This window comes from Tannockella kyphosi, assembly GCF_021054785.1.
GTDB lineage: Bacteria > Bacillota_I > Bacilli_A > Erysipelotrichales > Coprobacillaceae > Tannockella > Tannockella kyphosi.
This window is the reverse complement of the sequence record NZ_CP088239.1, coordinates 1,302,661-1,320,808: the sequence shown is the minus strand read 5'-3', so window position 1 is coordinate 1,320,808 and position 18,148 is coordinate 1,302,661. Positions and strand designations below refer to the sequence as shown.

At 29.7% G+C, this 18,148-nt stretch carries 16 protein-coding genes and 1 pseudogene; 14 read left to right on the top strand and 3 right to left on the bottom strand.

The window, feature by feature from the left end; genetic code table 11:
- Positions 1–38: 38 nt before the first annotated feature.
- Together LRR82_RS06535 and LRR82_RS06530 are read right to left on the bottom strand one after the other, a co-directional pair.
- A complete protein-coding gene (locus LRR82_RS06535) occupies positions 39–3,014 on the bottom strand; it encodes a glycoside hydrolase family 2 TIM barrel-domain containing protein (RefSeq protein ID WP_249028632.1) in 2,976 nt (991 codons plus the stop codon).
- A 95-nt stretch (positions 3,015–3,109) separates the two neighbouring features.
- Positions 3,110–3,949 (bottom strand): AraC family transcriptional regulator, encoded by an 840-nt coding sequence (locus tag LRR82_RS06530; protein WP_249028631.1) that lies wholly within the window; start codon positions 3,947–3,949, stop codon positions 3,110–3,112.
- 187 nt (positions 3,950–4,136) lie between these two features.
- Between LRR82_RS06530 and LRR82_RS06525 the strand changes: the two genes are divergently transcribed.
- From LRR82_RS06525 to LRR82_RS06480, 10 genes and pseudogenes are all read left to right on the top strand, one after another.
- Positions 4,137–5,111 carry a PTS mannose/fructose/sorbose transporter subunit IIAB gene (locus LRR82_RS06525; protein ID WP_249028630.1) on the top strand — a complete coding sequence of 325 codons (975 nt, stop codon included), beginning with the start codon at positions 4,137–4,139 and terminating at the stop codon, positions 5,109–5,111.
- Positions 5,111–5,914 (top strand): PTS mannose/fructose/sorbose/N-acetylgalactosamine transporter subunit IIC, encoded by an 804-nt coding sequence (locus LRR82_RS06520; RefSeq protein ID WP_249028629.1) that lies wholly within the window; start codon positions 5,111–5,113, stop codon positions 5,912–5,914. Before LRR82_RS06525 ends, LRR82_RS06520 begins: the two co-directional genes overlap by 1 nt.
- On the top strand, positions 5,892–6,701 hold the full coding sequence (locus LRR82_RS06515) for a PTS system mannose/fructose/sorbose family transporter subunit IID (protein WP_249028628.1): 810 nt from the start codon (positions 5,892–5,894) through the stop codon (positions 6,699–6,701). The genes LRR82_RS06520 and LRR82_RS06515 overlap by 23 nt, the downstream gene beginning before the upstream one ends.
- Positions 6,702–6,707: 6 nt before the next feature.
- Positions 6,708–8,174, top strand: coding sequence for a sulfatase-like hydrolase/transferase (locus LRR82_RS06510; RefSeq protein ID WP_249028627.1), 1,467 nt, complete (start codon positions 6,708–6,710; stop codon positions 8,172–8,174).
- 86 nt (positions 8,175–8,260) lie between these two features.
- Entirely contained in the window at positions 8,261–9,340 is a 1,080-nt protein-coding gene (locus tag LRR82_RS06505; protein ID WP_249028626.1) for a radical SAM/SPASM domain-containing protein, read from the top strand.
- A 639-nt stretch (positions 9,341–9,979) separates the two neighbouring features.
- Positions 9,980–10,612: a DUF6088 family protein gene (locus tag LRR82_RS06500; RefSeq protein ID WP_249028625.1), complete on the top strand. Its 633-nt coding sequence runs from the start codon at positions 9,980–9,982 to the stop codon at positions 10,610–10,612.
- Positions 10,587–11,507: pseudogene (locus LRR82_RS06495) on the top strand (nucleotidyl transferase AbiEii/AbiGii toxin family protein). The gene LRR82_RS06500 and the pseudogene LRR82_RS06495 overlap by 26 nt, the downstream one beginning before the upstream one ends.
- Positions 11,508–11,536: 29 nt before the next feature.
- Complete coding sequence (locus LRR82_RS06490) at positions 11,537–12,112, top strand: hypothetical protein (RefSeq protein ID WP_249028624.1); 576 nt, start codon at positions 11,537–11,539, stop codon at positions 12,110–12,112.
- A gap of 43 nt (positions 12,113–12,155) precedes the next feature.
- Complete coding sequence (locus LRR82_RS06485; RefSeq protein WP_249028623.1) at positions 12,156–12,611, top strand: peroxiredoxin; 456 nt, start codon at positions 12,156–12,158, stop codon at positions 12,609–12,611.
- Positions 12,612–12,681: 70 nt separating this feature from the next.
- A complete protein-coding gene (locus LRR82_RS06480; protein ID WP_249028622.1) occupies positions 12,682–13,389 on the top strand; it encodes an acyl-[acyl-carrier-protein] thioesterase in 708 nt (235 codons plus the stop codon).
- Between the two features lie 20 nt (positions 13,390–13,409).
- Here LRR82_RS06480 and LRR82_RS06475 read toward each other — a convergent pair whose 3' ends face one another.
- Positions 13,410–13,976 (bottom strand): FUSC family protein, encoded by a 567-nt coding sequence (locus tag LRR82_RS06475; protein WP_249028621.1) that lies wholly within the window; start codon positions 13,974–13,976, stop codon positions 13,410–13,412.
- A 76-nt stretch (positions 13,977–14,052) separates the two neighbouring features.
- Here LRR82_RS06475 and LRR82_RS06470 point away from each other — a divergent pair, with 76 nt between their 5' ends.
- The 4 genes from LRR82_RS06470 (at position 14,053) to LRR82_RS06455 (ending at position 18,144) form a co-directional block, all read left to right on the top strand.
- Positions 14,053–14,610: a DNA-3-methyladenine glycosylase I gene (locus LRR82_RS06470; protein ID WP_249028620.1), complete on the top strand. Its 558-nt coding sequence runs from the start codon at positions 14,053–14,055 to the stop codon at positions 14,608–14,610.
- 121 nt (positions 14,611–14,731) lie between these two features.
- Positions 14,732–15,130 (top strand): IS200/IS605 family transposase, encoded by a 399-nt coding sequence (gene tnpA, locus LRR82_RS06465; RefSeq protein WP_249028619.1) that lies wholly within the window; start codon positions 14,732–14,734, stop codon positions 15,128–15,130.
- A 28-nt stretch (positions 15,131–15,158) separates the two neighbouring features.
- The gene (locus LRR82_RS06460) at positions 15,159–16,655 is read left to right on the top strand and encodes a transposase (protein WP_249028618.1); all 1,497 of its coding nucleotides are present in this window, start codon (positions 15,159–15,161) and stop codon (positions 16,653–16,655) included.
- A gap of 238 nt (positions 16,656–16,893) precedes the next feature.
- Positions 16,894–18,144, top strand: coding sequence for an MATE family efflux transporter (locus tag LRR82_RS06455; protein WP_249028617.1), 1,251 nt, complete (start codon positions 16,894–16,896; stop codon positions 18,142–18,144).
- The last annotated feature ends 4 nt before the right edge of the window (positions 18,145–18,148 follow it).

Genomic DNA, 18,148 nt, shown 5'->3' with positions numbered 1-18,148 from the left:
AAAAGACAGCTTTTGGCTGTCTTTTATTGATATCTATTTTAGTCGTTAATATGTAAACTGAATCCCCAATGAAAAGAACGTTCTTCAAAGCTTAGTTCTGGAGCTAAGAAAGGGCCACAACTATTAGATCCAATACCATTTTGACGATAATCTAAGTGTAAATAATTTGTTGATGAAGAAGGTAATTCATGGTTATGGGTGATGGATGATAGTTGTTCTATTGAATATGGTGACATATTCAATAAGCATGTATCCATACAATTTATTTCTATTTTGTTTGTGTTTCCTTTTATGATAGCGTTTGTTGTTTGGAAATGACTACCATTTTCTTGAGGTTTGATATAATTTTCAAAATTATCTTTTGTCGTAGAAAAGAATTTTCCTAGATAGCTAGCATGATGTTTATCTTGATAACTTTCATAAGGTCCATATCCAAAATATTCAAATTGAGAGAACTGTTCTATTAAAGGGAAACATATTCCAAATCTAGGTAATGATGGAAATAAAGGTGCTTTCGATGCATCAGTGTGACAATCTATTTTCCCATTAGACCAGATAGTCCATTTAACATCAACAGTTAAAATACGTTGCAAATATAAAGCAGTAAAACCAAAAGTTGTAGAAATTACAATGCATTGATCTTCTTTATTGATGCTTGTTTGATAATGTTTTAATATTGTGCGATCAAAACCAGCCTCACGCCATTCTTTTTGTATTTTACGATCATTATCGATAGGTGCACGCCAAATATTCCAACTAGTCGGGGCTTCTAATAATTCTGTATCATGGACACATAAACTAGAGAAACCACCAATATGGGGATTATAAGTGTATTGGAAGTTATCTCCATACAGTATATAGTTAAGACCATTTTCTTTGATTTGTAAGTCTTTTGATGATTTTATAGATTCTAAAGAGTTAGGGTTATTTATTAATATACGTTGTTGAATTCCATAATCTCCATGAACAGAAGGGATTGTGTCATTTTTTTGAATAGTCCATTCAAAAGTAACGACATTACCATTCGGTGTTTTTACTAAAGGTAAAGTAACTATTTCTTGAGGTTTTAAATAATCCAAATTCACCTTTACCCAATTTTCTGGTTTCCCATCAATACTATAACGATAATAACCATCATAAGCCTTTCCAGCATGAATAAAATCATAGTTATTTTTAATAGTAAAACTATTATGATTATGAGAAATTAAAGAAATAGGAAGATGAATGGCTTGATATTCTTTTAATCCAGTATGAGGGGTTCTATCAGGATATACCAATCCATCCAAACAGAAATTACTAAAGTGAGGGAAGTCATCAAAATCACCACCATAACCATAAATATCTTCATTAGATGATGTATTCATTACCATGGCATGATCACACCATTCCCAAATAAATCCACCCACAAAACAATCATATTGTTGCATTAAATCATAATACATTTTTAAATCACCAGAACTATTTCCCATCGCATGAGAATATTCACATAAGATAAATGGTACTTCTTCATTATTATCAAAAAACTCTGTGATTAACTCTTTGCTCCAATACATCCTACTATATAAATCACTATACTTCATTACAATATCTGCTGCTTCTTTATCTCTACATAATCCTTCATAGTGTAACAAACGAGAATCATCTAATTGTCTTGCTAGTAATAAACCTTTTTCAAAGTTACAACCATAACCAGATTCATTTCCCATAGACCAACTAACAATGGAACTAAAGTTATGTAAAGAAGAAATCATACGAACAATACGATCAACCATAATTGTTTCATAAATCGGATCATCAGCAAGCATATTATAATTTGCATTTAAATTCACACCATATAAATCAACCACACCATGACACTCTAAATCAGCCTCACTCATAACATAGAAACCTAATTCATCGCATAATTCATAAAATTCAGGAGTCTTAGGATAATGTGCAGTTCTAATAGCGTTAATGTGATGTTCTTTCATTAGTAATAGATCTTTTCTATGATCCTCTAATGTAACAGTAGCACCTGTTTTTGGGTTACTATCATGGAAATTAACACCATATAATTTAATAGAAGTATTATTAATAAGTACATGTCCTTTTTCAATGCGTACTGTTCTAAACCCAACTTTAAAAGGAATATGTTCATTGTTTATTTCTATAATTACAGTATATAGATAAGGTGTTTCACAATTCCAATACTGACAATCTTCAATTAATAAATTAAATTCATTATTTAAAGAAGTAGTTGATAATACAACTTCTTTTTCTTTATTATATATAGTAACCTGTACTTCTTTTTGATAGTTTGGAATAGAGATAGATAATGTTCCACTATTTTCAGCTTGATTTATAACAGTCTTCAAGAAAATATCTGTACAATGATTTTTAGGTCTCGAAAGCAAATAAACATCTCCAAAAATACCTGTAAAACGGAACTTATCTTGATCCTCAAAATAAGTACCAACACACCACTTTACAACAAGAACTTGAATTGTATTTTTGCCTTCTTTAAGATAGTCATTTAAAAGGAATTCTGTAGTAGAATGAGGAACTTGATCAAAACCTACAAATTGATTATTAACCCATAAATAAAAACAACTATCTACTCCTTCAAATACAACACTACAATCTCTTTCTAATTGTTCTCCACTAATAATTATACTCTTTTGGTAATATGCTCCAGGATTCACATCTGGGACATAAGGAGGATCAAAAGCAATAGGATAAGATACATTCGTATATTGATGATGATCATATCCAACAGATTGAATACATGAAGGTACTTCAATCTTATCATTGCATTCCATTGTTCCAGTATTCCAAAAAGAATTAGGTAATGAATGAATGTTTGCAATAAACTCAAAATCCCATATTCCATTTAATAAAGTAAATAGAGATGAGTCTACTCTGTTGATACTATAAAGAGCTTCATTATTTGATGCATATGGAACATAATATGTTCTATATGGCATGATATTTAATGAACTTTTATTTAGGTTTGTTAATAATGATAAATAATTCATATAATTTCTCCTTTAATATTGATAACTAAATTATAAGTGTAGACAAAGAAAAAGATATAGGATAATAGAGTTAATTTATGTATTTTTGTTTCTTTTTATGAATTGTTGTGTTTAGAATATTTATTACGATATTCTTTTGGAGAAACTAAATAATTCTTTTTGAATTGAGAAGAGAATTGTAACTGATCAATATAACCAGAAGCATAAGCAATCTCTTTTATTGAAGTGTTCGTGGTAATTAATAGTCTACTAGCATGATATAAACGGATTTGAATTAGGTATGTTTGAGGAGAAATTCCCATGTATTGCATAAACAATTTATATAAATAACTTCTTGTAATATTTAGATGATCACAAACATCAGCAATATTAATAGAGTCACAGAAGTTCTTGTTTACATAAGCTAGTGCTGTTTCAAATATCTTATTAATAATCTCTATACTAGAGGAATCATCTTCAATTTCAAATTCTTTACAAAGATCAAAGAAAATTTTATGAATGTGTTTTAATCGATACAATTCCGTATCTAAAGACTCATTTTCATGTATAGAATGCGTAAAATCCATTAATAATTGAGCTAAATTTGACTTTTCAGACACTTTAAAGACACATTCCTTTTTATTGAAACTCTTTTTTAGATACTTAATAGGAAGGGAACCACTAAATCCAATCCAACAATAACGCCAAGGATTTATAAAATCTGCATAATAAGTAATAGACATTCCTTTTTTTAATAAGAAGAATTCATCTTTTTGAACAATATACTTTTTCCCTTCTGTTTCAATATATCCAATTCCTTCTTCAACATAATGTAATACATATTCTTGTGTTACAGTATAGCAATATTTATCAGTTAGTGCATATTGATGAATCCCACATTCATCAACATTAATATCAAAACAATTCTTTTTATATTTCTTCCACAATAATCGCATAAGTTTCTCCTTTATCGATAAGTTATGTAATAATTATTGCATAGTCGCAAAAAAAATGCTATAGATAATAGGAAACATTTTAACATATAATGTTGATATTTATCTATTTTAATGGATACTTTTTAAGAGTACCATGTAAGTAGGTTGAAAGCGCATAACCAAATAGGAACAGGAAGGAATGTGGAATATGAAATACATAGTAGTATCTCATGGTCATTATGCAGTAGAGTGTATTAATAGCTGCCATATGATAACAGGAGATTTAGGGAAATTTGAACCTGTTAGCTTTCTAGAAACGATGTCTAAGGAAGACGTTGTATTAGAAATCGAGCAATGTATTAAAAAGTATGATGAAAAAGATGTAACGATATTAGTAGATATTATTGGTGGGACACCATTTAATTGTGCCATGGAATTACAAGCCAAATATCCAACAGTACCAGTAGTTGCAGGAGTATCATTATCATTATGTATTATTTTATCAATGAATGATTCATTAGAAGATGCAATAAAAGATAGTGTAGAATATGTGAAGTTATTTAAAAATTTAAAAGAGGTAAGTGTTGTTTCCAAAGAGAAACAAGCAAATGCCCCTAAAGTTAGTTCTACTGGATTTAATTTAGAAGCTAACTTAGATAGTTGCAAAGATGAAAGCATGAATGATAAGGGAATCGCTCATATCCGTGTGGATGAGAGATTAATTCATGGACAAGTTGCAACAATGTGGACGAATGTTACGAAAGCAACTAGAATCTTAGTTGTAGATGATGCAACTTGTAAAGATGAAGTTACAAAAGTAGCTTTACGTACAGCTGCTCCTAACAATGTAAAATTAAGTATTTTGACAAAAAAAGGTGCATTAAAAAGAATTAATGCAGGTCAATACAAAGGTGAAAAAGTATTATTATTAGTTAAGAGACCAAACGTTGTTTATTCTTTAATTGAAGCAGGTCTTAATGTAGATAAATTTAATGTTGGGAACTGTTCAAAACATCCTGATACAGTAGCTTTAAAGAAAACAGTTTATTTATATGATGAAGAAATTAATCAAATCAATGAATTGATGAAAAATGGAGTTACTATTACAGCACAAATGGTGCCATCAGATGATGAAACAAATATTATGAGCTTTATTAACAATATAGAAAGAGGTGGATTATAATGGAAATCGCTACTTGGCAAGTCGTTGTTATTACCATAATCGCATTTTTATGCCAACCCGAGGTATTATCAATTGCTGTTTTCAAAACACAACCAGTAATGTATGGTATGATTACTGGATTAATTATGGGAGATTTAGAAACAGGATTAATCGTAGGGGGAACTTTACAATTAATGATCTTAGGTATCTCTACATTTGGGGGATCATCAATTCCTGATTATACAACTGGAGCAATTATTGGGACAGTTTATGCAGTATTAGCAGGGGAAGATGCTTCATTTGGTATTGCTTTAGCAGTACCAGTAGGTTTATTAATGGTTCAATTAGACATCTTAGCAAGATATTTAAATGTATTCTTAGCGGATAAAATTGATAAACATGTTAAAAATGATGATCGTAAAGGAATTGAAAGAACAGTTCGTTGTGGGATCTTTACATGGGGATTATCAAGAGCTGTACCAATGTTCTTAATGTTAGTGTTTGGTAGTGAAGTAGTAACTTTCATTACTGAAAATATTCCAACATGGTTAACATCTGGTTTAAGTGTAGCTGGTGGTTTATTACCAGCAGTAGGGATTGCAATCTTGTTACGTTATTTACCAGTAAAAGAAAGATTACCATTCTTATTAATTGGATTTGGTTTAGGAGCTTATTTAGGATTATCAATCACAGGGATTGCAATCTTTGGTAGTGCAGCAGCAATTTTAATTTTCAAATCATTAAATAATCCTGTACTAGCAACAGCTTCAGGACCAGTAAATAATGCTGAAGGAGGATACTATGATGGTGAATATGAAGAATAATGAACTAACAAAAAAAGAATTACGTGAAGTAAGTAGAAGATGGATTTTTACAAATCAAATATGTTGGAACTATCAAACAATGATGGGACCAGGATATCTATATTCAATGTTACCTTTAATTTATAAATTATATCCAAACAAAGAAGAAAGATTAGAGATGTTAGAAATTCATTCTAAATTCTTTAATACAAATCCAGTATTTGGACATATTATCGTTGCAACAGGAGCTGCAACAGAAGTAGTACAAGGATCTGATGCAAAAGAAGCAGTAGCAGGGTTAAAAACAGGTTTAATGGGACCTTTAGCAGGTGTTGGAGATAGTATTACAGGTGTGTTAATTCCTACTATCTTTGGTTCGATTGCTGCATATCTTGCATTAGAAGGAAATCCAGCTGGAGTTCTATTATGGATTGCAGTGAATATTGGAATTTTATTATTTAGATATTTCAGTTTTGAAGTAGCGTTTAAACAAGGAACAAAATTAGTTACAAATATTGCAGAAAAAATGAACCAAGTAACAGCTGGAGCTACAGTATTAGGTTTAACAGTAGTTGGTGGATTAATACCAACAGTAGTAAAAGCAAACTGTGTTACAGTTTTCCAAACAGGAGATGTTACACTAACATTACAATCAGTATTTGATACTATTTTACCTTCATTATTACCTGTAGTATTAGTAGGTGTGTTATACTATTTATTAGGAAAGAAAAAAATGACACCAAATATCTTAATTATGGGAGTAATGGTTTTAGGGGTTGCTTTAAGTTATATTGGTTTCTTAGGGTAAGAAAATATGAATAGACCGAATATTATTACTATCATCGCTGATGACATGGGATCTTGGGCATGCGGAAAAAAAGCAGGAAATGAAGAAATTATAGTACCTAATTTAGAAGTATTGGCAAATGATGGTACATTCTTTGATAATTTCTATTGTGTATCTCCAGTTTGTTCACCGGCAAGAGCATCAATATATTCTGGAAGTATCCCATCGAATCATGGAGTTTTTGATTGGATAGCTTCGGGAAATCTAGATAAAAAAGACCTTGGTGACTTATCAGATGCACCAGAGTTTGCAAAAGAAGAAAAAACGATTTCTTTTATGGAACGTATTACTACTTATAGTGAAATCATGAATGAACATGGGTATCGTTGCTCATTATCTGGTAAGTGGCACTTAGGCGATAGCCTAAGACCACAAGCTGGATATAGTGATTGGTATACATTAGGACGTGGTGGATGTGAATATATTAAGGCTGATATTGTGGATAATGGAAAAATTGAATTTAAAGAAGGTTATGTAACAGATATGATTACTGATCGTGCTTTAGAATATATTGATTCATTTAAAGATGGAAAACCTCACTATGTGAACGTTACCTATACGGCACCACACTCACCTTGGGGATATGAACAACATCCTCAAAAATATAGAGATTTATATAAGGAATGTCCATTCCAATCAACACCTGATGTAGGACATCATCCTTTCCAAATTGCTTCTGCACCTGTTCCTACAAATCAGGAAGAAAGAAGAGAATATCTTACCGGATATTATGCTTCTATTAGTGCAATAGATGATGGAGTTGGAAAGATTATAAGTAAACTAAAAGAAATAGGTGAATATGAAAATACACTTATTATCTTTACTTCTGATAATGGAATGAATATGGGTCACCATGGTATTTGGGGAAAAGGAAACGGAACATATCCTTTAAATATGTTTGAAAGTTCAGTTAAAGTCCCAATGATTATCTCATGGCCTAATAGGTTGCCTAAAAACAATATATCTTTCACACATAGAAGTCATTATGATATATTTCCAACCTTAATGGACTACTTAAACATTGACAAGAAATATTTTGAAAACCTTCGTCTCCCTGGGGAATCTTTAAGAAATGTTTTTGAGAATAAGGAAGATGATTATATAACTGTTATCTATGATGAGTATGGAGCTACAAGAATGATACGAGATACTCGTTATAAATTAGTGAAACGTTTTGCATATGGACCAGATGAATTTTACGATTTGACTACTGATCCAAATGAAGATGATAATCTTATTGATAGTGAAAAACATCAACAAATAATAGGGGATATGTATCGTAAAATGATACATTGGTTTAATAAGTATTCAGATGAAAACTTGGATGGTACTAGAGAAGCAGTAGGTGGATCTGGACAGTTAAAGTTAGCTGGTATTTATGGAGATGGTCAAAATGTGTATAGACCTAGAAAAGAACCTTTAAAATTTGATTAAAAAGAAGCTTAGGCTTCTTTTTATTTACTTGTTGATTAACTACAAATTGTATTATAATAAAAGAAAAGGTATAAGAGGGGTTTTACATGAAACAAATAACATTATTAATAAAACCAGCGAGTAGTAATTGTAACTTACGATGCAGTTATTGTTTTTACAATGATGTTAGTGAACATCGTGAACAGAAAAGTTATCCTATGATGAGTAAAGAAACAACAATCAAATTAATTACTAGAACTGTTGATAGTGTAGATGATGATGGAATAATAACTTTCTCTTTTCAAGGAGGAGAACCAACATTAGCAGGAATAGCCTATTTTCAATTCTTTGTCAATATGGTAAACACTCATAAAAAACAACAAACAATACAATATTGTTTACAAACAAATGGAACAACAATGAATGATCAATGGGGAATATTCTTTCATGAACATAACTTTTTAGTAGGAGTATCATTAGATGGATATAGCCAAAATATGGATTTATTTCGATATGATATAAAAAGAAATAGTGTTTTCCAAAAAGTATTACGATGTACAAAGCTATTAGAAAAACATCAGGTAGAATACAACATACTGACAGTTGTTAGTAAACAACTGTCAAAAGAACCAGAAAAATTATATGATTTTTATCAAAAAAATCATTTCAAATATGTACAATTAATTCCTTGTTTACCTTCCTTAGAAGAAGGAAAAGAAATAGACAAAGAAACAGCACTAACACCAAAAGACTATGCAAACTTCTTTATAAGATTTCATGACTGTTGGAAAAAAGATGTTCAAACAACAAAATATATCGATATAAATATATTTTCTAATGTATATGGCTTACTACAAGGACAAGCACCTTATCAATGTGGAATGTTAGGAAGATGTTTTCTTCAGTTTGTTATTGAAGGGGATGGAAGTGTATTTCCATGTGACTTCTATGTATTAGATGATTTAAAAATGGGTAATCTAAATGACGATTCCTTTTTATCAATGTTACAATCATCCAACGCTAATAAGTTCTTAAAAGATACCAATCCTCAAAAAGAACCCTGTACTACCTGTCGATTTATTAATATATGTAAGGGTGGTTGTAAAAGACAAAATATATGTTATTTAGATGATCATTATTGTGGATATCAAGCATTGTTAGAACATATTGTCACAAGTAGAGGATAATAATCTAAAGCAACTATTATTTTAGAAGAATATTTTACTATAAAAACACTACAAAGATGGAGTACTTTCTAGAATGTACCTATATTGTAGTGTTTTTATGTTTGCGTTATATTCAAAAAAGGTAGAGAAGAGAAAGGGATCTAATTAAATCAGAATTTTATAGTGATGAAAAGGTGTTTGGTTTGATTGTCCATCGAAAGGAAGTAAGAATATAAAAGCAGAAATTTATTTTGTTTTATATATTTTGAAAATGCTTATTTACATTCTGTTAATTTATTAGGATTATTTATTATATGCACTTGATAGAAACTATTTAGATGAGTATTATTGTATTACCAATTATTGTGTTTTTAAATACAAAGAAAGTAATATGTTGTTGGAGTATGGTTCTATTGAAAACTTTTTTTCAAATCACAGATTGTAAGGGTGGTTATGGAAAATTAGACCTTTTTAATACATTTCAGGATATTAGGCGGTTGTAAAAGAGGGGTGTCTGCGGGTGTGGGCACCTTTAATCTATGAATTGTAAAAGACTATTAGTATAAATGTTGCTTTATTGACAATAACTGTAAAGCAGACTATAATAAAATAAATGAAAGTAATAGTTGAGTTTACAAATATTTAGATGGAGGTGATTATTTGTTATACGAATATATTTTGGAGAATTATAAAGAAAATGAACCAATCTTTTTTTCGGATATTAAAATTTATGGTGTTACAAGATCAGCAATAAGTCAGCAAATGAAACGATTATGTGACGATAGTAAAATAATTAAATATGACAATAACACTTATTATTTACCAAAGAAATCGAAACTTAGTAAGTCTAGTGGTATTAATGCAGATATGGTTGCTAGATATAAATATATTTCGAGGAATGGAAAAGTGGATGGATTTTATAGTGGGAATCTATTCGCTAATCAAATTGGAATATCTAATCAAGTGCCTAATAAGGTAGAAATCGTCAGTAATAATATAGCTGCTAAGGTTAGAAATATTCCAATTGGAAAGAGAATATTTACAGTTAGAAAATCATGTGTTGTGGTGAATAAGGAGAATGTGCATGTCTTACAATTACTCGATTTATTGAAAAATTTAGATGCATATCTTGATTACGATTATAGTGTGGCTAGAATTAAGATAAAAAAGTATATTGAAACTTATGGAATTACAAAAGAGATGGTAGATAAATATATTAGAAACTATCCTTCAAGTGTTTATAAATCCTACTATGAAATGAGGTTAGATGATGTATTTGCACATAGAAGATAAAGAGTTATTTAGAGATGTTGTTGTAACAGTATCAGAAATGACAGGTTTAGAAGAAAGTATTATAGAGAAAGATTATTATGTAACAATGATTTTGAGATTGTTAGTGGACTTGAATCCGTCTGTTGTGTTTAAGGGTGGGACATCTTTGTCAAAAGCATATCATATAATTGATAGATTTTCAGAAGATATTGATATTACATTTGAAGAACATATTGGAGAGGCATGACGAAAGAAAATCAAATATTCATTGATAAAAAAAGTAAGCGAAATTTTAGACATGCCAATAGAAAATTGGGAAACAATAGAAAGTGATAAAGATTATAATCATTACGATTTCGTATATCATAGTATGAATGAGATGCCTACGAATCTTTTACGACCATATGTTAAATTAGAAACAGCGCTTATGTCGTATGCATATCCAACAGAAGAATGTAAGATAACAAGTATTATTTATGAGCAACTAAAAGAAACAGATTTCGAGATTTTGGAAAAATATGGTTTAGTGCTTTTTAAGATGAAAGTTCAAAGTATTGAAAGAACATTTATCGATAAATTATTTGCTGTTTGCGATTATTATATGCAAGATAAACCAACGAGAAATTCGCGTCATCTATACGATATATATAAGTTGGGGAGGCATGTGCACATGGATGATAAATTCAATATGTTATTAGTACAAGTTCGCAAACATCGTTCCAGTATGGATGTTAAGTTAACTCCGTCCGCACGCGAAACAGTGAATTTAGTACAACTTGTAGAGGAAATAGTGAAAAGTGAGTTTTATTACAATGATTATCAAGGGTCAACAATGAAATTAATTAGTGAAACATTGGGCTATCAAGAAGTGATAGATTATTATCAAGAGGTTATGCTGAAAGTATTTGATAAATAAGAGCGGCTCAAGGAATATGGAGAAGAGGAATGGAATTAATTAAATCAGAATTTTATAGTGATGAAAAGGTGGTTTGGTTTGATTGCCCATCAAAAGGAAAAGGAAGTAAGAATATAAAAGCAGAAATTTATTTTGTTTTATTTGGGTTAGCTATTATAGGATGTTTTGTATATTTTGAAAATGCTTATTTACATCCTGCTAATTTATTAGGATTATTTATTATATATATCGGAGTAGCAAGTGCGTATAAAAAGTTATATGCACTTGATAGAAACTATTTAGATGAGTATTATTGTATTACCAATTATCGTGTTTTTAAGTACAAAGAAAGTGATTTGTTATTGGAGTATGGTTCTATTGAAAACTTTGATTTTTTTCAAATCACAGATTGTAAGGATGGTTATGGGACTGTTTATTTAAGTGCGGATTTTGGGGATGAAACAAATACAAATATTAAAGAGGTTGCAAAGGTATACAAACAAAGAACGAGTTCTCGTAATCCTAGAAATATAGATCAATTTGCTTTTTATCAAATAAAAAATCCAGAAACAATAGAAAAGATTATTGAAAATCAAAGAAAGCAAAAAGATGCTACTTGTTTGTAGCTTTTTCATGTTTGTGGTATAGTCTTTGTAGGAGGACGTAGACATGTTAGAAATAGGATCAAAAGCACCAGATTTTACTCTTTATGATAGAGAAGGGAAGCAACATAGTCTAAGTGACTATTTAGGGAAAAAGGTAGTAGTTTACTTTTATCCAAGAGATAATACACCAGGATGTACAAGACAAGCATGTGCCTTTAAAAACAGCTTTCAAGAATACGTAAATAAAGGAATTGAAGTAATTGGAATTAGTAAAGATTCACAAGCTAGTCATCAAAAATTTACAGATAAATATGAATTACCATTCTTATTATTATCTGATCCCGATTTACAAGCAATACAAGCTTATGATGTATATAAAGAAAAGAAGTTGTATGGAAAAACAGGATTAGGGGTTGTTCGTAGTACTTTTGTAATGGATGAACAAGGAATGATTATCCAAATTTATGCTAAAGCAAAACCAGATACGAATGCAACAGAGATATTAGAAATGTTAGGATAAAAAGAAGAAACAAAGGTTTCTTCTTTTTATTATTGTGATATAATGAGACAAAGTTTATGGGGGATGGAAAATGAAATATGCACAAGAATTTACTATTACTTTTCGAGATGTGGATTGTAATGGAGATGTAAGAATTGATTCATTTATTGATTTTATGCAAGAAATAGCAAGATCTGCTGCAATTAACATGCATGTTGATTTTGAAACACCGAATATTAATTATTATTGGGTTATTATACGAAATTATATTCATATCAAACAATATCCAAAAATAGGTGATACGATAAAGATTGTGACAAATCATGCTGGATTGGATAAAATGTATGCAGTTAGGGAGTTTCATATTTATGATATGGAAGACAATCATATTGGCAGTATTACAGGATATTATCTTTTAATGGAACAGGGCAAAAATAGACCGGTAAGAATAAAAGGCAATGAATTATTTCAAAACTTAGATTTTCCTTATCAAGGGCAAATTGTTGATAAATTACAAACAGTAGTATCAACAGTTAAGGAAGTAGTGGAAAGAAAAGTTTTTAGTAGTTATATTGATGGAAATGGACATATGAATAATGCTTGTTATATTCAGTGGGCACTTGATATGTATCAAAGAGCAGAACTAGATACTAGAAAAATAAAATCACTTCAAATTCAATATGTAAAAGAACTATTAGAAGATGATAGTGTAACAATAACTAGATATGAAAATGATTATATAATCGGTCAAAAAGATGGAACAGTATCTTTTATGGTTCAAATCACCTTTATTTCATAATAAAAACAATGTGTTATTTTTTACACATTGCTTTTTATTTCGCTTTCATCGAAAGAATATTCATCTAAATTAATTAATCCAATACGATGTAAAAACTGATTTACTGCAGTTCTAGAAAAGATAACATTAATAACTATTGCAAGAACAACACCAACCCCTGTATCAAACATACGATTTAAAGAATAAGTAACATATAATTCACTAGCAGTATTATATAAAATAATGCATAATACAACTCCTCCAGGTTGTACAGCACCTGGCCATTTGAAAATCAAACTAAGAGATACAAGTAATAATGTTCCAATACCTAATAGTGGTAATAATAAAAACTCATTAGAAGCATGGAATACATAAATATAAATAGTAAATAATCCAATACCTAAAAACCCACCTATAATTGTTCCTATTAAACGGTTACCACCGTTTAATATCGAGTCTTTTAAATTACTTCCCATCCCAAAGATAACCCCAATACATGCAAATGTTGGATTACGACCAATTAATGCATATAGAAAAGCACACAACATAGTTGTTAAAGCAGTTTTAAAACCACGTTGTCCAAAACCAGGTATTTTTATTTTTTTCATCATTATTCTCCCCCAATATGACAAACTATCGCAAGTATGATACCATAATAAAATAAAAAAGAAAAGAGGAAATAACATGCAAAGATGTCCTTGGCCTTATTTAGAAAAAAGCGCAATATATCAAGATTATCATGATAATGAATGGGGAAAACCAAACCACAATGATCAAGCATTATTTGAAAAGTTATCATTAGAAATATTTCAAGCTGGCTTATCTTGGTTAACTATTTTAAAAAAGAGAGATTATTTTAGAAAAGCGTTTGATGATTTTGATATTCAAGTTATTGTTAATTATCAAGAAAGTAAGATACAGGAATTAATGAATGATGTAGGGATAGTTCGAAATCGTCCTAAAATAGAAGCAATCATACATAATGCAAGTATTATATTCGATATTATTGATGAATTTGGATCTTTTGATCGTTATGTTTGGTCTTTTAGTAAAGGACAAATTTTAATGGATGAATCATTAGAAGACAAACAAGCATTTTCAAATAATGTATGGCAAGATTTTAAAAAGAGAGGATTTCAAAGAGTTGGGAAAGTAACAACGTATTCTTTTTTAGAATCTATCGGTGTGATGAATAATCATCACCCTGATTGTTATCTAAATTCTTCTAGTAATAAGATGTAAATTATGGTAGGATAGTAATCACAATAACCTAGCAGGAAGCCCACTACTTTAGGGGTGGGGGAATGCGTAAGATGTGTATAAAAGAGTATAAATCATACGTGATTTATGTTATAATAAGTATATGAAAGAATATAGAAAAACAAAAACAACAACCTCGTTAATTAATTATCATTTTATCTTTTGTCCAAGGTATCGTAGAAAAATATTTTTAATTCCAAATGTAGAAGAAAGGCTTAAAATCATAGTGGAAGAAACTTGCAAGGAATTAGAAATTGAAATTATTGCTATGGAATGTGATAAGGATCATATTCATTTGTTTATAAACGCATTACCAAAATATAGCCCTAGCGAAATTATGCAAAAAATAAAAAGGAAAAGTGGGTTGATATTAAGAAGTGAATTTTCAGAGTTGAGTCAGATGAAAAGTTTGTGGACAAGAAGCTATTTTGTTTCAACTGCCGGTGTTGTTAGTAGTGAAACAATAAAGAGATATGTAGAAAGCCAGAGAAAAAGATATTAAATATCGAAATCAAGAAGGGAGAAACTTCATGAGTAATTTTTGTATAACAATTTCATTAAAAACAGAAACCTATCAAGAACATATATTAGAAAAACGTTTTGAAATTGGTAGAAAAATGTATAATTCTTTAATTGTTATTACTCAAAAACGATATAGAGAAATGACAAAAACAAAAGAATATAAATACATTATGAAACAATATAAACGAATTCATGAAGGACATCCTAAAGCTGGTGTAACAAAGAAAGACCTAGCTAACCGATTAAAAGAAATGCAAAGAGAATATCGTTTATCCGAATACGATTTTCATAAAGATGTAAAAGAATTACAACATTGTTTTCGTGAAAATATTGATTCAAACACGTCTCAAAAGATTGCTACGAATTTATGGAAAGCTTATAGCAAAGTAATGTTTAGTGATGGAAAAGAAATTCATTTTAAAAAGTATGGAGAATTCACTTCGTTAGAAGGAAAATCAAATACAAGTGGAATTCGTTTCGTAAATGAAACACTTTATTGGAATGGTCTTATTATTCCTGTTATCATTAATCATTCTAATAGTTATGAAAATGAATGTTTTCATAACCCTCATTATAAAATCTGTTATAATCGAATACTTCAAAAAGAAATTAGAGGAAAGTATAAATACTATCTACAAGTAGTGTTTAAAGGAACTCCTCCTGTAAAATACAATCCAACGACTGGTGAAGTAAAGAATCCTAAAAGAGATGGTGTTGTAGGTATTGACTTAGGCACGCAAACGATTGCCTATTGCTCTAACAAAGAAGTAGGATTGATTGAATTAGCTGATAAAGTACCTAACCTAGAAAAGAAAAAGCGAATCATTTCTAGAAAAATGGATCGTAGTAGACGAGCCATGAATCCTAATAACTACAATGAAGATGGAACTACTAAAACAGGAGCTAGAAAATGGAAGAACTCCAATCTCTATCTTCGATTAAGAAGCGAACTAAGAGAGCTTAGTAGAAAGCAAGCAGCTATTCGAAAGTTACAACACGAGACCTTAGCAAATCATCTTTTAACACTAGGTACGACCATTTATGTAGAAACAATGCATTATAAAGGATTGCAAAAACGTGCAAAGAAAACAACAATCAGCGAAAAGACAGGTAAATTCAATCGTAAAAAGAGGTTTGGTAAATCGTTAGGGAGTAAAGCTCCTGCTATGTTTGTAGAAATTTTGAATAGAAAGCTAAACTACATAGATAAAGAAGTTTTAAAAGTAAACAACTATACAACCAAAGCAAGTCAATACAACCATGTTAATCAAACATACAAGAAGAAAAAACTATCTCAAAGATGGAATGAGATAGAATATAACAACGAAGTGATAATAGTACAAAGAGATTTATATAGTTCTTATTTATTAATGAATATGAACGAAGATTTAAAAACAATGAATCAAGAAAAATGTGAAATGAATTTTGAAAGATTTTTAATCAAACATAACCAAGAAGTAGAAAGATTAAAAGGAAAGAAAAACCTTTCTAGTATTGGCATTTAAAAAGCATTAAAAAGTATTAACAACAAAACGTCTTGAAACGGGCGTTATACTATCGTTAATTTGTTCAACGGAATGAATGGATAGTGAAATTCTTAATGAAAATAATTAGGATTCTCTACATTTCAAACAATAATTATTGTTTTATTTTTGTAGTTAAAGAAGGTTATTTAGTAGTTAAGAACCCCATTCCTTCAGGTGTGGGAGTTTCAGATTACCTACTATTTGTATGATGATCTTTATGTCTCTTTATACGATTGTGGATGGAATGTTTGTTTCTCATTATGTTAGTAGTAATGCCTTAAGTGCTATTAATATAGTATATCCATTTATTAATATAGTTATTGGTTTAGCAGTGATGATTGGTACAGGTGGTAGTGCTTTAATGGGGAAATTGCTTGGGGAAAATAAACAAAAAGAAGCAAAAGAAACGTTAACTATGTTAGTAGTAGCAGGGTTTGTTTTAGGTCTTTTATTAGGTGTAGTAGTTAATAAGAATATAATAACACTGATTCATTGGTTAGGATCATCTTCAGTTTTAGATCAATATTGCCAAGATTACTTATCAATACAGATGAGTTTTGCACCATTATTTGTATTACAATTAATGTTTCAATATTTCTTTGTAACTGCAGGAAAACCACAAATAGGTTTATTTATAACCATGATAGGTGGTATTTTAAATGTTGTTTTAGATTATCTATTTATTGTTTCTTTTGGATTAGGGATTAGTGGAGCTGCTTATGCAACTGTTTGTGGATATAGTATTCCAGCATTGTTTGGTTTATGTTATTTTTTATTTGTTAGAACTGGTTATTTATATTTTGTAAGATTTCCTATTTCATGGAAAGTAGTAAAACAGGTATGTATAAATGGAAGTAGTGAGATGGTTATTAATTTATCTTTGGCTATTACTACATTTTTATATAATATTCAAATGATGGCTTATGTGGGAACTTCGGGAGTAGCAGCGATTACCATTATTTTATATGCTCAGTTTTTATTGAATGCAGTATTTTTAGGATTTTCTAATGGAATAGCACCGATGTATAGTTATTATTATGGAAGTCAAGATTATCAACAAATAAGGAAGTTATTAAAGATTAGTGGAATAATGATTTTATGTTTTTCGATTTTTATTTTTGTGTTTGCGAATATGGTAAGTAGTACAATCTGTTATTTGTTTTCTAGTAATGATTTAGAAGTATATGAGTTATCGTTAGTAGGATTAAGATTATTTTCTTTTTCTTTATTAATTGTAGGAGTCAATATTTTTACTTCTTCACTGTTTACTGCTTTAAATGATGGAAGAGTATCTGCTATGTTATCTTTTTTTAGAACCTTTTTCTTTATAACTGTTTGTTTATATGTTTTACCAATTTATGTAGGAGTGAATGGAATCTTTTTAGCTTTACCAATTGGAGAACTATGTACTTTGTTTTTAAGTGTTTTTCAATTGTTTAAAAATAGAAGAAAGTATCATTTATTTTAGGAAT

What these genes read in the sequence shown, in the direction of transcription:
- LRR82_RS06480 (WP_249028622.1), top strand. Translation starts at nt 12,682, where the DNA reads ATGAAATATGCACAAGAATTTACTATTACTTTTCGAGATGTGGATTGT.
- LRR82_RS06520 (WP_249028629.1), top strand. Translation starts at nt 5,111, where the DNA reads ATGGAAATCGCTACTTGGCAAGTCGTTGTTATTACCATAATCGCATTT.
- LRR82_RS06460 (WP_249028618.1), top strand. Translation starts at nt 15,159, where the DNA reads ATGAGTAATTTTTGTATAACAATTTCATTAAAAACAGAAACCTATCAA.
- LRR82_RS06490 (WP_249028624.1), top strand. Translation starts at nt 11,537, where the DNA reads ATGGAATTAATTAAATCAGAATTTTATAGTGATGAAAAGGTGGTTTGG.
- LRR82_RS06530 (WP_249028631.1), bottom strand. Translation starts at nt 3,949, where the DNA reads ATGCGATTATTGTGGAAGAAATATAAAAAGAATTGTTTTGATATTAAT.
- LRR82_RS06525 (WP_249028630.1), top strand. Translation starts at nt 4,137, where the DNA reads ATGAAATACATAGTAGTATCTCATGGTCATTATGCAGTAGAGTGTATT.
- tnpA (WP_249028619.1), top strand. Translation starts at nt 14,732, where the DNA reads ATGAAAGAATATAGAAAAACAAAAACAACAACCTCGTTAATTAATTAT.
- LRR82_RS06505 (WP_249028626.1), top strand. Translation starts at nt 8,261, where the DNA reads ATGAAACAAATAACATTATTAATAAAACCAGCGAGTAGTAATTGTAAC.
- LRR82_RS06485 (WP_249028623.1), top strand. Translation starts at nt 12,156, where the DNA reads ATGTTAGAAATAGGATCAAAAGCACCAGATTTTACTCTTTATGATAGA.
- LRR82_RS06455 (WP_249028617.1), top strand. Translation starts at nt 16,894, where the DNA reads ATGTCTCTTTATACGATTGTGGATGGAATGTTTGTTTCTCATTATGTT.
- LRR82_RS06475 (WP_249028621.1), bottom strand. Translation starts at nt 13,976, where the DNA reads ATGAAAAAAATAAAAATACCTGGTTTTGGACAACGTGGTTTTAAAACT.
- LRR82_RS06535 (WP_249028632.1), bottom strand. Translation starts at nt 3,014, where the DNA reads ATGAATTATTTATCATTATTAACAAACCTAAATAAAAGTTCATTAAAT.
- LRR82_RS06470 (WP_249028620.1), top strand. Translation starts at nt 14,053, where the DNA reads ATGCAAAGATGTCCTTGGCCTTATTTAGAAAAAAGCGCAATATATCAA.
- LRR82_RS06510 (WP_249028627.1), top strand. Translation starts at nt 6,708, where the DNA reads ATGAATAGACCGAATATTATTACTATCATCGCTGATGACATGGGATCT.
- LRR82_RS06515 (WP_249028628.1), top strand. Translation starts at nt 5,892, where the DNA reads ATGATGGTGAATATGAAGAATAATGAACTAACAAAAAAAGAATTACGT.